Source organism: Streptomyces sp. NPDC006259, assembly GCF_042870975.1.
Taxonomy (GTDB): domain Bacteria; phylum Actinomycetota; class Actinomycetes; order Streptomycetales; family Streptomycetaceae; genus Streptomyces.
Window position 1 is genome coordinate 238,952 of record NZ_JBIAHY010000009.1, and the last position, 13,910, is coordinate 252,861.

The window sequence follows — 13,910 nt, forward strand, 5'->3', positions numbered from 1 at the left end:
GCGGAGGATCCGCCTGGTTACTGCGGGGGGTTGCCGTGCTTGCGGGAGGGCAGGTCGGCGTGCTTGGTGTGCAGCATCGCCAGGGACCTGACGAGGATTTCGCGGGTTTCGGCGGGGTCGATGACGTCGTCGACGAGGCCGCGCTCGGCCGCGTAGTAGGGGTGCATCAGCTCGGACTTGTACTCCTTGACCATGCGGGCCCGCATGGCCTCGGAGTCCTCGGCCTCGGCGATCTGGCGGCGGAAGATGACGTTGGCGGCACCTTCGGCGCCCATCACGGCGATCTCGTTGGTGGGCCAGGCGAACGTGAGGTCCGCACCGATGGACTGGCTGTCCATGACGATGTAGGCACCTCCGTACGCCTTGCGCAGGATGAGGGAGATCCGGGGCACGGTCGCGTTGCAGTAGGCGTAGAGGAGCTTGGCGCCGTGGCGGATGATCCCACCGTGCTCCTGATCGACGCCGGGCAGGAAGCCGGGTACGTCCAGAAGAGTGATGATCGGGATGTTGAAGGCGTCGCACATCTGCACGAAGCGGGCGGCCTTCTCGCTGGCCTCGATGTCGAGGACACCGGCGAGGGTCTGCGGCTGGTTGGCGACGATGCCGACGACCTGGCCGTCGAGCCGGGCCAGCGCGCAGATGATGTTGCGCGCCCAGCGCTCGTGGACCTCCAGGTACTCGCCGTCGTCGACGACCTCCTCGATGACCTTGGTCATGTCGTACGGCCGGTTGCCGTCCGCCGGGACGAGGTCGAGCAGGACGTCACCGCGGCGGTCGGCCGGGTCGGAGCACTCGGCGCGCGGCGGGTTCTCGCGGTTGTTCTGCGGGAGGAGGGAGAGGAGGTAGCGCACCTCCGCGATGCAGGTCTCCTCGTCGTCGTAGGCGAAGTGGCAGACGCCCGAGGTCTCGGCGTGCACGTCGGCGCCGCCGAGGCCGTTCTGGGTGATCTCCTCGCCGGTCACGGCCTTGACCACGTCGGGGCCGGTGATGAACATCTGCGAGGTCTCGCGGACCATGAAGACGAAGTCGGTGAGGGCGGGGCTGTAGGCCGCACCGCCCGCGCACGGGCCGAGCATGACGCTGATCTGCGGGATGACGCCCGAGGCCTTGGTGTTGCGCTGGAAGATGCCGCCGTAACCGGCGAGCGCGGAGACGCCCTCCTGGATACGGGCCCCGGCACCGTCGTTCAGCGACACCAGCGGGGCCCCGGCCGCGATGGCCATGTCCATGATCTTGTGGATCTTCGTGGCGTGCGCCTCGCCCAGCGCGCCGCCGAAGATGCGGAAGTCGTGGGCGTAGACGAAGACCGTACGGCCCTCCACCGTGCCCCAACCGGTGATGACACCGTCGCTGTACGGCCTCTTCGCCTCCAGGCCGAAGCCGGTCGCCCGGTGCCGGCGCAGCTGCTCGACCTCCTGGAAGGACCCCGGGTCCAGGAGCAGCTCGATCCGCTCACGGGCGGTCAGCTTGCCCTTGGCGTGCTGCGCCTGGGTCGCCTTCTCGCTCGGCCCGGCCAGCGCCTGCGCACGGATCACGTGCAGCTCGGCTACGCGCCCGCGCGCGTCCGTGGGCTCGGCGGTCGGCTCACCGGTCGTCTCTTCCAAAACGGTCATGTAGTGACCTTACGAAGCCCACCAAGGAAAGTGAGACGTCGACTCCGTACAGTCTCCGGCGTGTTTTCCTGGTAGCCCTGAACAGAACCATGCCGAAATGCAGGCATTCCGACTGCTCAGAGCCCGTTCCGCTTGTGGAGGTCGCACAAAGACGGGCGGTGAGACCAAGCCCACACCGTCGCCCGGTGGGGGCCGTCCAGTGGAGTGACGGACGGGGCGGACCGCCGGGAGGCGGGCTCACGCGATGACCGGGCAGCGTCCGAAACACATCCGTCCAGGAAGTTGAAAGTTGAACGGAATAGGACTACGGTCTGCCTTGTTGGAAACGTTGAACATTCAACATCAACGCTCGTCTCATCGATCCGTTCATCGATCCGTCCCCAAGGAGCACGTCATGGGCATCTTCGGCCGCAGGAACACCACCGAGACCACCGCGACCACCGCCACCACGGTCGGCGTCGTGAACCCGGACCTCGCCGCCCTGACCGGCGACTACACGATCGACCCGGCGCACTCGACCATCGGGTTCGTCGCCCGGCACGCGATGGTCACCAACGTCAAGGGCAAGTTCAACGAGTTCACCGGCTCGCTGCACCTGGACGGCGCCGACCCCGCCCGGTCCACCGCCACGCTCGACGTCACGATGACGAGCGTCGACACCGGGTCCGCCGACCGTGACAACCACCTCAGGACCTCGGACTTCTTCAAGGCCGACGAGTTCCCGACGATGACCTTCCGCTCGACCGGCGCGGAGGCCCTGGGCGGCGACGACTACCGCCTCACCGGCGACCTGACCATCCTCGGCGTCACCAGGCCGCTCACCATCGACCTCGAGTTCAACGGCGCCGCGAAGGACCCGTTCGGCAACGAGCGCGTCGGCTTCGAGGGCAAGGCGGAGATCCTGCGTTCCGACTGGGGCCTGACCTGGAACGCGGCGCTGGAGACCGGCGGCGTCCTCGTCTCCGACAAGATCAAGCTGAACTTCGACATCTCGGCCATCAAGAACGCGTGACGCGTCAGCGCCGCCACGCCCCCGAGCGCGCCCGCCCTCCACTCCCCCCGTAGGGAGGGCGGGCGCTCGGCGTGTCCGGAGCGCCCTGGAGGCGGGACACCGCACCGACGCCCGCGCCGGAGACGGGAGACCGCGACACCACGCGTCGCGTAGGGCCGTCCGCGACGCCGGCGCGCATCGCGCGGGCGGGACGCGACGCGGGCGGGACGCCACGCCGGTTCGGGCACCGCGCGGGCGCGACGCCGCCCGGAATCCCTGACGCCGGGCACGGCTGGACCCGGGTCCGGACACAGGTGCGGGGCCCGCCGGGTGCGCCACGGAGTGCGGAGGTCGGTCGTTCTTCAGGGCGCCCCGCCGACGCGGCCGGGGCTCCCGACCGAGGAGGCGCCATGACCAGGACCGGACCGCAGCACTATCCCGGCGCGCACCGCGACCACTGGTACCAGGACGACTTCGGCGGCGACCGGATGGAGGTCAACGTCGTCGTCCTGCACACCACCGAAGGCCGTTCGCTCCCCGGCTACCAGGGCGGCGCGTCCGCCCCCCACCTGACCGCGGTGCCGGATCTCGCGGCCAAGAGGCTGACGTGGTACCAGCACTTCGACATCGACGTCTCCTCCCGTGCCCTGCGCAACAGGCCCGGCGGCGTGGAGACCAACACGCTGAACGTCTGCCAGGTGGAGCTGGTCGGCACCTGCGACCCCGAGCTGCACACCAAGTGGCGGACGAGCGGCAAGGCCCACGTCCACTGGCCCAAGGCGCCGGAGTGGGCGCTCCTCGGCGTCGCCCGCTTCCTGGCGTGGGCGCACGAGCAGCACGACGTACCGCTGCGCGGCCCCGCGCTGTGGCCGGCGTACCCGAAGTCCTACGGGAACGGGGCCGGGCAGCGGATGAGCGCGGAGCGGTGGAACGCCTTCAAGGGCGTGTGCGGGCACATGCACGTGCCGGAGAACGATCACGGCGACCCGGGGGCCATCGACTTCGACGAACTGATCAGGCTGGCGAAGGCGGCCGTGCGGGGCTGACCGCCGCGCCGTCCGCCGCGGCCGGTGGGGCCGACGGCGTGTCACCCGGAGTCGGCCGACGCCTCCAGGCCGGCGACGACGGCCGCCGCCTGGGCCGTCCGCCGCTGCGGGGTGCGGGCGCGCAGGACGCCGAGCATGGCGAGGTACCGGTCGGTGCCGCCCAGCCGGTCGAAGGCCGCGAGGGCCCGTGGACTGCACTCCAGGGCGGCCGCCAGTTCCGCGGGGACGGTGGCGTCCTGCTGGGAGGCGTACGCCGCCGCCCACCGTCCGTCGGCCCGTGCGGCCGCCACCTCGGCGAGGCCGCCGGGCCGCATCCGGCCCGCCGCGGTCAGCTCCGCCACCCGGCGCACGTTGACCGCCGACCAGAGGCTGCCCGGCCTGCGCGGTGTGATCCGCTGGAGGAACGTCCTCGCGTCGACGCCCTTGCGCTGTCCGGTGATCCAGCCGTGGCACAGGGCCACGTCGTTGACCTCGGCGGCCGTGACGGAGTCGGCCCCGGACCCCTTCTTGGCGACCTCGACCCAGAGGCCGGGGTGGGGCGCCGGGTGGCGGGTGAGCCAGTCGTCCAGCGCGGAGGCGGTCGGGAAGGCGAGGGGGGTGGCGGGATCGGTCACAGAGGCAGCATAGGAGTCGCGCGGGCCGGTTCGGCCCTGGAACGGCACCGGTTCGCCGCCGCCGGGCGGGTGGCCGGGGGTGGCCGAATCACACCCCTTGTGCGAAGGCTTGCGGCGTTCTCATAATCCAGCAACAGATTTGACCTGCTCATGCCAGCACATGGGCACTTCTTTACTGCCCCTTGTCATGCGCGCGTCAACTCCGTGTTCCGGGCACCGCCAACCCTCCCGACTCCGGGTCGACCCCCCACGGAAGGCATCACCGTGCACAAGCTCCTCACCGCACTCAAGAGACTCGCGGCCGTCGGCGCCGCGGCCCTCGCGATCGCCAGCCTTCAGCCCGTCTCGTCCGCCCAGGCCGCTCCCTCGCCCGTCGTCGGCGGAACCCGCGCCGCGCAGAGCGAGTTCCCGTTCATGGTCCGGCTCTCCATGGGGTGCGGCGGCGCCCTGTACACCCAGCAGATCGTGCTGACCGCCGCGCACTGCGTGGGGTCGACCGGCGCCAACACCGGCATCACCGCGACCGCCGGCGTCGTGGACCTCCAGTCCACCACCGGCCGGGTCCAGGTCCGCTCCACGTACGTCTACCGGGCCCCCGGCTACAACGGCAACGGCAAGGACTGGGCGCTCATCAAGCTGGCGCAGCCCATCAACCTGCCGACGCTGAAGATCGCCACGACCACGCAGTACAACACCGGCACCTTCACCGTCGCCGGCTGGGGCTCGGCCACCGAGGGCGGTGCCCAGCAGCGGTACCTGCTCAAGGCCACCGTGCCCTTCGTCAGTGACGCCACCTGCCGCTCCTACAGCGGTTACAGCGGTCTGATCGCGAGCGACGAGATCTGCGCCGGATACGCGGCCGGCGGCGTCGACACCTGCCAGGGCGACTCGGGCGGCCCGATGTTCCGCCGGGACTCCGCCAACGCCTGGATCCAGGTCGGCATCGTCAGCTGGGGCATCGGCTGCGCCCGGCCCAACGCCCCCGGCGTCTACAGCGAGGTCTCCACGTTCGCCTCCGCCATCGCCTCGGCGGCGGCCTCCCTCTGACCCGCTCCCCCACCCGTCGTACGACGTCTCGGGCCCGGCGCGTGCAGCGCCGGGCCCGTGCGCGCGGCTGTCGTCAGAAGCCTCCGCCGAAGTCCCCGCCCCCTCCGCCGCCGCCGAAGTCCCCGCCGCCGCCGAAGTCGCCTCCGCCACCGCCGAAGTCTCCGAAACTGCCGGCGTCGAAGTCCGCTCCGGACACGTCACCGCCCTCGTAGCCGCCGCCGAAGTCGCCGTAGCCGCTGCCGTAGTCGGAGGCGTAGGCGGGCGTGGCCATCATGCCGCCGAGCATCGTGCCGACGAGCAGGCCGGGCAGCAGGCCGCCGCCGAAGTAACCGCCCGCCCAGGGGCCGTAGGCGGGGCCCGCCTCCCAGTAGGGGCGGCGGCCGTAGTCGGTGTCGACCTCGCGGACCATCGGGTCCCGGCCGTCCGCCAGGCGGGTGCGGTCCGCCGCGCAGACCGGGACCTCGCGGGCGGCTCCGCCGGGCGGGGTCCAAGCGGCGTCGGCGACGGAGGGGCCGTGGCGCGGATCGAAGAAGCACGGCGGGCGGCGCTCGGGCAGCGGCTCGCCGGCCCGGCGGGCCGCGAGCCGGGCCAGGGCGAAGCGGCCCTCCTCCACGACCTCGGTGACCGGGCGCACGTCCTCGGGCCTCGTCGCGTCCGCCATCAGCGACTTGGCCCTCTCGTAGGCGTCGAGGGCGTGCTCGTAGTCGCCGCGCATCGCGTCGTCGGCGCCGGGTTCGGACGGGTGGAAGTCGAGCCGGTCCAGTTCCTCGCCGAAGGCGGTGATGTCCTCGTCGACGACGACCCGGAGCCGTTCCAGGGCGGCCCGCTGTTCCTCCGCGTGCCGCCTGCGGTTGCGTCGTACGAGGGTGTACGCGCCGGCGCCGACGACCGCGACCACCGCTCCCGCGGTGATCAGTCCCGCGGTCGAGACCCCGCCACCGGCGTCCGGGGAGCCCCAGCCGCCGGGGGCGGAGCCGCCCATGTTGGCGACGGCCCGGTCGGTGAAGTCGGTCAGCTGGGCCGTGGCGTCGCCGCGGCCCTGGACGCTGGTGACGAGGTTGCGCACGGCGGCCGTCGGCAGGACCGAGGAGTCGGCGCGGGCGTCGAAGCGGTCGCCGAGGCGGATCGCGTAGAGGCCGGTCACGCCGGTGGCGGTGCGCAGGTCGGTGAAGAGGTTCTCCGTCGGGTAGCCGGCCGGGAGGACGGCGACGAAGACGGGTTTGTCGGCGTTCTCGATCTTCTCGCGGAGGGCCCGGGCGTCCGCCGGGGAGAGCTGGGCGGACGCCGCCGGGTCGACGTAGACGGGGCTCTCGCGCAGGGCCGCGGCGATCGTCGACACACTGGTCTCGGCAGCGGCGCGCGGGGCGCCCGCCGACACCAGGGTCAGGGCGGCGAGCGCCAGCGCGAGGAGCAGTCCGGCGAACCCTCGGGCCGTGAGTGCGACCTTCATACTTCGAAGCTACCCCTACACGGGCGAAGTAGGGCAGCGGCGGCTCAGGCCTTGCGGTACGCCTCGATCAGCGCTCGCACCGCCTCTCCGTAGCGTCCGGTCAGCAGCAGGTGGTCGGCGTCCGCGAAGGGGGCGGAGACGGCGGCCGTGACGGACTGGCCGATCCTCTGCTGGACGATCAGCCGGGCCCGGTTCACCAGCGTCCGGCCGGCCTGGTCGGCGCCCGCCCGCTCGGCCGCCGTGGCCGCCGTGGCGAGGGCACGCAGTGTGGCCGTACCGCCGGAGGGGATCTTCGTCAGGGTGGTCAGGCCCCAGCCGTAGGGGAACTGCGGGTCGTACGAGGCGTCGCCGACGTTGATCGGGAGCTGGGCCTCGGACTTCGGCCAGGTCACCGGCAACTGCCCGGTGAACGGGCGCCTGCCGTACAGCACGTCCGCCACCCCGGCGCCCTCCGTGCCCGGCAGCCAGGACGCCACCAGGGCGTCGACGGCGTCGAGCCGGTCGCCGATGATCTGGGGGCGCCCGGAGACGATCAGCACGGCGCACCTCATGGCCGCGCACACGGTGTCGACGGCGGCCTGGTCGGCGGTGGACAGCCGCAGGTCGTGGCCGTTGCCGACGTCGCCGGCGCCCTCCGCGTACGGGGTCTCGCCGACGACGACCACACCGACGTCGTAGCCGGTCGTCGGTGCCGAGGCGTCCTTGGAGTAGGTGAGGTCTCCGCCCGCCCGGCGCATCCCCTCCAGGATGGTGGTGCCGGGGGTGACGGCCCCCGACGCGCCCTGCCAGGTGATGGTCCAGCCTCCGGTCTGGTTGCCGATGTCGTCGGCGTTGGACCCGGCGACGTAGACCTTCTGGTCCTTCTTCAGCGGCAGCAGGCCGCCCGCGTTCTTCAGCAGCACCTGGGACTCGGCGGCGGCGCGCCGGGCGACGGTCCGGTGCGCGGCGGAGCCGATGGCGGCGGCGCCCGAGGTGTCGGCGTACGGCTTCTCGAAGAGGCCGAGGCGGAACTTCTGCGTGAGGATGCGGGAGACGGCGTCGTCGACGCGCCGCTCGCCGACGCGTCCGGCCCGGACCTCGTCGACGAGGGTCGCGCGGAAGTCCTTGTAGGCGTACGGGACCATGATCATGTCGAGGCCCGCGTTGACCGAGGTCCGCACGTCGCTCGCGTAGTCGCCCGGAAGCTGGTCGATCGCCGCCCAGTCGCTGACGACGAACCCCTCGAAGCCCATCCGGTCCTTCAGGACCCCGTCGATCATGTCGGCGCGGGCGTGCATCTTGACCGGGCCCCGTCCGTCGCCGGCGATGTCGAGCGAGGAGTACGAGGGCATCACGGAGCCGACCCCGCGGTCGACGGCGTCCTGGTACGGCGCGAGGTGGACGGCCTCCAACTGCTTGCGGGTGACCTCGGTGACGCCCTGGTCGATGGTGTAGCTCCCGGTGGTGGAGGAGCCGTAGGTGGTGCCGCCGTCGCCGACGAAGTGCTTGGCGGTGGCGAGGACCTTGTCGTCGTCCGCCAGATCGCTGCCGTCGCGGGCGCCCTGGAAGCCCTGGATCACGGTCTCCAGGGACTCTACGAGGGCCGGGTCCTCGCCGAAGGACTCGTAGGAGCGGCCCCAGCGTTCGTCGCGGGTGACGCAGAGGCAGGGCGCGAAGTCCCAGGGGACGCCGGTGGCGCGGACCTCGGCCGCGGTGACCGCGGCCGTCTGCTGGGCGAGCCGGGGGTCGCGGCCGGCGCCGATGCCGATGTTGTGCGGCATGACGGTGGCGCCGACCAGGTTGTTGTGTCCGTGCACCGCGTCGACCCCGTAGATCAGCGGAATCTGGAACCGGGTCGCCTGCGCGCGGAGCTGGAAGGCGTCGATCATCTTCGCCCAGGCGGCGGGGGTGTTGGGCGTGGGGGTCGAGCCGCCGCCGGACAGGAGCGAGCCGAGGTCCCAGGCGGCGATGTCGCCGGGCGCGGTGAGCGCGCCGCGCTCGGCCTGGGTCATCTGGCCGGCCTTCTCCTCCAGGGACATCCGGGAGAGCAGGTCGGCGACCCGCTTGCGCACCGGCAGCCTGGCGTCCAGGTAGGGCAGTCCGTGGGCGTCGATGACGACCTGCGGGGTCTCGGCCGGGGCCTTCGCGCCGGAGACGGTCAGCTTCACCGGGACGGTCTCGGCGTTCTCCGCGGACCGGTCCCTCGTGGTGGGTACGCGGATCGCGCGGCCGGTACCGGAGGGGGTGCCCGCGGGGAAGGTGAGGGTGCCGGTGGCCGGGGTGTAGTCCGCGGCGGAGGCGGTGCCGCCGGTCGTCTCGTACGCGACGGTCACCGGTTCTTCGAGGGGAACGGCGCCGGTGGTGGCGACGGTGAGACGGACGGTCGCGGTGTGTCCCTCGTCGACGGGGACCACGGCGGCGTCCGTGGTGACGGTCGCGGTGCGCGCCTGGTCGGCCCGGCCGTACAGCTCGACGCCGTCCATGGCGAACTCGCCCTTGACGCCCACCGGGAGGGTGAGTGCGTATCCCCAGGTCTCGGTGAGGCCCAGGATCTGGTCGATGCCGCCGACGGGCTGGTAGTCGGTCCGGTAGACGAAGTCGGTGAACGGCAGCTCGATCCGCCGCCAGCCGGTGAAGTCGTCGGTGAAGGACGTCGTCCACAGTTCGGAGGCCTCGCCGTCGGCGCCGCCGTCCTTGATCTCGAAGGCGATCTTCTTGCCGGTGCCGTGGCCCTCCCACCACAGACGCACGCCCTGGTGGGCCGACCAGTCGTGCGGTGGCCGGTCGAAGGCGAAGTCGTGGGTGAAGCCGCCCCAGCCGCTGATGTCGTAGCTGCCGCTGAGGACCTTCTCGCCCTCGGGGGCGTCGGGCCGGGCGGCGAGTCGCAGGGCGGGCGGGTCGTCGGTGTCGCTTCCCCAGGGGAACAGCCCCTCGGCGGGCGGGTTCGCGAAGGGGATCTCGCCCTCGAAGCGGTCGACGGCGACGACGGGCGGGGCCGGGTCGGCGGCGGCGCGGGCCGAGGACAGCGGCAGCAGGGTCGCGAGCAGTGCCGCGGAGGCGAACAGGGCGGTTCTGGGGGCTGAGACGAGCAGGGCGGTTCTTGGCATGGACCTTCCCTCGGCTCTCTGGTTCACTCTGGACGCGCGATTCACTCAGGACTTAGATCACGACGTGAGTTAACTAGCGGCCCGCACACCCGTCAAGACGCCCGTCAGGAAGGGCGAGGCGTCCGAGCGGAGCGCCCGGCACCGCGGCCGGCAGCTTTCGGCCGCGCCCTTGAGAACGGTCGGCGCCTGGGCCGGCGTGCCTCCCGCACAGGCGGCACCACGGTCGGCGTCGGGGCCGCCGGCCTGCCTCCCCGCAGGCGGTCGGCGAGCGCGGTGACCGCCCGGCTGGCCGGCGAACGCGGCCACCGCCCGGCTGGCCGGCGCGCGCGGTGACCGCCCGGCTGGCCGGCGAACGCGGTGACCGCCTGCCTGACCACCTGGACAAGTACCTCCACGCGGCGGACAACACCGCCGTCGACGGCGCCCGAGCCCGGACACGGAGCCGCTCGGGCACCGCCGGCCGGAGGGGGAGCCTGCGGGGCCACGGATGACGCGGCCTACTCGGCCGGGGTCACCCCCGCCCGCAGCAGCCCGTAGGTGTAGGCGTCCTCCAGTGCCTGCCAGGACGCGGCGATCACGTTCTCGGCGACGCCCACCGTGGACCACTCGCCGCCGCCGTCCGTGGTGGCGATGAGGACGCGGGTGGTGGACTGGGTGCCGTGGACCCCTTCGAGGATGCGGACCTTGTAGTCCACCAGCTCCAGCTTGGCCAGCTGCGGGTAGATCTTCTCCAGGGCCACGCGCAGGGCCCGGTCGAGGGCGTTGACCGGGCCGTTGCCCTCCGCGGTGGCCACGATGCGCTCGCCCTTGGCCCACAGTTTGACCGTGGCCTCGTTGGCGTGGGTGCCGTCGGGGCGGTCCTCGACGATGGCCCGCCAGGACTCGACGTCGAAGTACTTCAGCGGGCGGCCCTCGACCTCGGCGCGCAGCAGCAGCTCGAAGCTGGCGTCGGCCGCCTCGTAGGTGTAGCCCTTCAGCTCGCGTTCCTTGACCCGGTCGACGACCCGGCCGACCAGCTCGCGGTCGCCGCCGAGGTCGATGCCGAGTTCCTTGCCCTTCAGCTCGACCGAGGCGCGGCCCGCCATGTCGGAGACCAGCATCCGCATGGTGTTGCCGACCAGCTCGGGATCGATGTGCTGGTACAGGTCCGGGTCGACCTTGATCGCGGAGGCGTGCAGGCCGGCCTTGTGGGCGAAGGCGGAGACACCGACGTACGGCTGGTGCGTGGAGGGCGTGAGGTTGACGACCTCCGCGACGGCGTGCGAGATGCGGGTCATCTCGCGCAGCCGTCCGTCGGGCAGGACCTTCTTGCCGTACTTCAGCTCCAGGGCGGCGACCACCGGGAACAGGTTGGCGTTGCCGACGCGCTCGCCGTAGCCGTTGGCGGTGCACTGCACGTGGGTGGCGCCCGCGTCGACGGCGGCGAGGGTGTTGGCGACCGCGCAGCCGGTGTCGTCCTGGGCGTGGATGCCGAGGCGGGCGCCGGTGTCGGCGAGGACGGTGGAGACGACGGCCTGGATCTGCGCCGGCAGCATGCCGCCGTTGGTGTCGCACAGGACGACGACGTCCGCGCCGGCCTCCGCGGCGGTGCGGACGACGGCCTTGGCGTACTCGGGGTTCGCGCGGTAGCCGTCGAAGAAGTGCTCGCAGTCGACGAACACGCGGCGGCCCTGTCCCTTCAGGAAGGACACGGTGTCGCCGACCATCGCCAGGTTCTCGTCGAGCGTGGTGCGCAGGGCCAGTTCCACGTGCCGGTCGTGCGCCTTGGCCACCAGCGTGATCACGTCGGCTCCGGCGTCGAGGAGCGCCTTGACCTGCGGGTCCTCGGAGGCCTTGGCGCCGGCCCGGCGGGTGGCGCCGAACGCCACGAGCTGGGCGTGCTGGAAGTCGATCTCCTGCCGCGCGCGGGCGAAGAACTCGGTGTCCCGCGGGTTGGCGCCCGGCCAGCCGCCCTCGATGAAGCCGACGCCGAACTCGTCCAGGTGCCGTGCGATCGCGAGCTTGTCGGCGACCGTGAGGTTGATGCCCTCGCGCTGGGCGCCGTCGCGCAGGGTGGTGTCGAAGACGTGGAACGAGTCGTCGGGCTCGCTGGTTTCCGTCATGGTCTCAAGGCTCCTGTTTTGGATCTCGGTCTACCGGAATGACCGGCTCCACCGTCCCCCCATGGTCCCTCGCGCTTGCCTCCCGGCTGAAGGTGGGCCAGGAAAACGAAAAACCCCTCGCGGGTAGCGAGAGGTCTGCGCGCGGGTCGAGGACACGATGGCCGCCCGTACCTGGTCGTACGAGGCGGTCACTGCGGACCGGCGCGCCTGCTGCCAATAATCGTGGCGAACGAGAGCACGGAGGGAGTCTGGCACAGGGTGGCCCGGCGGTCACCGGCTGTCTCAGGATGCGAGCAGCGCGTCCGTCACGAACTCCGTCACATGCCCGATGACCTGCCCGCGGTCGGTGCCGCGCAGCCCGATCGCCACATGGATGGAGAAGCCGTCGAGCAGTGCCCGCAACCGGGCGGCGAACCGGTCGGGGTCGACGGGGCGGAACTCGCCGCGCGAGACGCCCTCCGCCAGCAGCGCCACCAGGTCGCGGTGCCAGGCGCCCTCGATGGCCGCCTGCCGGTCGCGGGCGGCCGCGTCCGCGGCGGCGCTCTGCGAGCGGTTCCAGACCTCCAGCCACAGGGTCCAGTGCGGGTCCCGGTGGCCGTCGGGGACGTACAGGTCGACGTAGGCGTCCAGCCGCTCGCGGACCGTGCCCGGACCGGTCAGCAGCCGGCCGCGCTCGGCGCCGAGGCGGCCCTCGCTCCACTCCAGGGCCTGCAGGAGCAGTTCGTCCTTGGAGCGGAAGTAGTAGAGGAGGTGCCCGCTGCTCATCCCGACCTCGCGCCCGAGCGCCGCCATGGTGAGCTTCTCCAGACCGCGCTCGGCGATCATCTCCATGGCGGCGGCGAGGACGTCCGCGCGGGGCGGGGCGGGTCTGCGCTCGCGTGCCGCACCGGCCATCGCGGCTCCTCCGTGTCCTCTAGATCCTCGGCTGCTGCTGGGTGACGCAGTGGATGCCACCGCCACCGGCAAAGATCGTACGGGCGTCGACCAGTGTCACCGTGCGGTCGGGGAACAGCCGGCGGAAGATGCCCGCGGCGATCTCGTCGCGCGGGTCGTCGAAGCCGCACAGGACGACGCCGCCGTTGCAGAGGTAGTGGTTGACGTAGGAGTAGTCGGCCCAGTGGCCGTCGGCCTCCAGGACGGTGGGCGCCGGGACCTCGACCACCTCCAGGCGGCGCCCGCGTGCGTCGGTCTGCGCCTTGAGCAGACCGACGACCTCCTTCGTCACCTCGTGGTCCGGGTGCGCGGGGTCCGGCTGCCGGTGGGCGACGACCACACCGGGACGGGCGAAGGCGGCGACGATGTCGACGTGGCCGAGGGTGCCGAAGCCGTACGGGGGATAGTCGCCGGTGAGGCCGCGCGGCAGCCAGATCGCCTTGCGGGTGCCGAGCTGGGCGTGGATCTCCGTCTCGACCTCCTCACGGGTCCAGTGCGGGTTGCGCTCCGGGCCGAGCTGCACGGTCTCCGTGAGCAGCACCGTCCCCTCGCCGTCGACATGGATCGCCCCGCCCTCGTTGACCAGCTTCGAGGCGTACGTCTTCGCCCCCGCGAGGTCCGCGACGTGGGCGGCGATCTTCGCGTCGTGCTCCCAGCGGGCCCAGTCCTGGGCGCCCCAGCCGTTGAACGTCCAGTCGACGGCGGCCAGTTCGCGCCCGTTCGTGAGGAAGGTGGGGCCGATGTCGCGCATCCAGGCGTCGTCGAGTTCGCGCTCGACGGTGTCGACGCCCGGTCCGAGGAGGGCTCGTGCGCGCGCCGACTCCCCCGGTCCGCACACCACCGTCACCGGCTCGAAGCGGCGGACCGCGCGGGCCACCGACGCCCAGGCGGCGCGGGAGGCGGCGAGGTCCCCGCCGGTGTCGAAGGTGGGGTTGGGGCCGGGCCACGCCATCCAGGTGCGCTCGTGCGGGGTCCATTCGGCGGGCATCCGGAACCCGTCGGCGGCAGCCTTGCTCATCGGGGAGGTC

The 13,910-nt window shown here is 72.2% G+C and carries 10 protein-coding genes; 3 read left to right on the top strand and 7 right to left on the bottom strand.

Features of this window, described 5'->3' with window-relative positions:
* Positions 1–17 precede the first annotated feature (17 nt).
* Positions 18–1,613 carry an acyl-CoA carboxylase subunit beta gene (locus tag ACFYO5_RS32660; protein ID WP_388715768.1) on the bottom strand — a complete coding sequence of 532 codons (1,596 nt, stop codon included), beginning with the start codon at positions 1,611–1,613 and terminating at the stop codon, positions 18–20.
* A gap of 394 nt (positions 1,614–2,007) precedes the next feature.
* On the opposite strand from ACFYO5_RS32660, the gene ACFYO5_RS32665 reads away from it, so the two are divergent.
* The gene (locus ACFYO5_RS32665; protein ID WP_388715771.1) at positions 2,008–2,625 is read left to right on the top strand and encodes a YceI family protein; all 618 of its coding nucleotides are present in this window, start codon (positions 2,008–2,010) and stop codon (positions 2,623–2,625) included.
* A gap of 389 nt (positions 2,626–3,014) precedes the next feature.
* Complete coding sequence (locus ACFYO5_RS32670; protein ID WP_388715773.1) at positions 3,015–3,650, top strand: hypothetical protein; 636 nt, start codon at positions 3,015–3,017, stop codon at positions 3,648–3,650.
* 41 nt (positions 3,651–3,691) lie between these two features.
* Here ACFYO5_RS32670 and ACFYO5_RS32675 read toward each other — a convergent pair whose 3' ends face one another.
* Positions 3,692–4,264, bottom strand: coding sequence for a YdeI family protein (locus ACFYO5_RS32675; RefSeq protein WP_388715776.1), 573 nt, complete (start codon positions 4,262–4,264; stop codon positions 3,692–3,694).
* A 264-nt stretch (positions 4,265–4,528) separates the two neighbouring features.
* On the opposite strand from ACFYO5_RS32675, the gene ACFYO5_RS32680 reads away from it, so the two are divergent.
* On the top strand, positions 4,529–5,311 hold the full coding sequence (locus ACFYO5_RS32680; RefSeq protein ID WP_356562071.1) for a serine protease: 783 nt from the start codon (positions 4,529–4,531) through the stop codon (positions 5,309–5,311).
* 73 nt (positions 5,312–5,384) lie between these two features.
* Here ACFYO5_RS32680 and ACFYO5_RS32685 read toward each other — a convergent pair whose 3' ends face one another.
* From ACFYO5_RS32685 to ACFYO5_RS32705, 5 genes are all read right to left on the bottom strand, one after another.
* A complete protein-coding gene (locus ACFYO5_RS32685; RefSeq protein ID WP_388715779.1) occupies positions 5,385–6,761 on the bottom strand; it encodes a hypothetical protein in 1,377 nt (458 codons plus the stop codon).
* A 44-nt stretch (positions 6,762–6,805) separates the two neighbouring features.
* Positions 6,806–9,847, bottom strand: coding sequence for a glycoside hydrolase family 3 N-terminal domain-containing protein (locus tag ACFYO5_RS32690; protein ID WP_388715782.1), 3,042 nt, complete (start codon positions 9,845–9,847; stop codon positions 6,806–6,808).
* Between the two features lie 497 nt (positions 9,848–10,344).
* Entirely contained in the window at positions 10,345–11,949 is a 1,605-nt protein-coding gene (gene cimA / locus ACFYO5_RS32695) for a citramalate synthase (RefSeq protein ID WP_356562077.1), read from the bottom strand.
* A 282-nt stretch (positions 11,950–12,231) separates the two neighbouring features.
* Positions 12,232–12,843: a TetR/AcrR family transcriptional regulator gene (locus ACFYO5_RS32700; protein WP_388715785.1), complete on the bottom strand. Its 612-nt coding sequence runs from the start codon at positions 12,841–12,843 to the stop codon at positions 12,232–12,234.
* A gap of 19 nt (positions 12,844–12,862) precedes the next feature.
* Complete coding sequence (locus ACFYO5_RS32705) at positions 12,863–13,900, bottom strand: agmatine/peptidylarginine deiminase (RefSeq protein WP_388715788.1); 1,038 nt, start codon at positions 13,898–13,900, stop codon at positions 12,863–12,865.
* Positions 13,901–13,910: the final 10 nt, after the last annotated feature.

Bases quoted from the DNA above. Each gene is read 5' to 3' on its own strand.
- ACFYO5_RS32660 (WP_388715768.1), bottom strand. From the start codon at position 1,613: ATGACCGTTTTGGAAGAGACGACCGGTGAGCCGACCGCCGAGCCCACG.
- ACFYO5_RS32665 (WP_388715771.1), top strand. From the start codon at position 2,008: ATGGGCATCTTCGGCCGCAGGAACACCACCGAGACCACCGCGACCACC.
- ACFYO5_RS32670 (WP_388715773.1), top strand. From the start codon at position 3,015: ATGACCAGGACCGGACCGCAGCACTATCCCGGCGCGCACCGCGACCAC.
- ACFYO5_RS32685 (WP_388715779.1), bottom strand. From the start codon at position 6,761: ATGAAGGTCGCACTCACGGCCCGAGGGTTCGCCGGACTGCTCCTCGCG.
- ACFYO5_RS32690 (WP_388715782.1), bottom strand. From the start codon at position 9,847: ATGCCAAGAACCGCCCTGCTCGTCTCAGCCCCCAGAACCGCCCTGTTC.
- cimA (WP_356562077.1), bottom strand. From the start codon at position 11,949: ATGACGGAAACCAGCGAGCCCGACGACTCGTTCCACGTCTTCGACACC.
- ACFYO5_RS32700 (WP_388715785.1), bottom strand. From the start codon at position 12,843: ATGGCCGGTGCGGCACGCGAGCGCAGACCCGCCCCGCCCCGCGCGGAC.
- ACFYO5_RS32705 (WP_388715788.1), bottom strand. From the start codon at position 13,900: ATGAGCAAGGCTGCCGCCGACGGGTTCCGGATGCCCGCCGAATGGACC.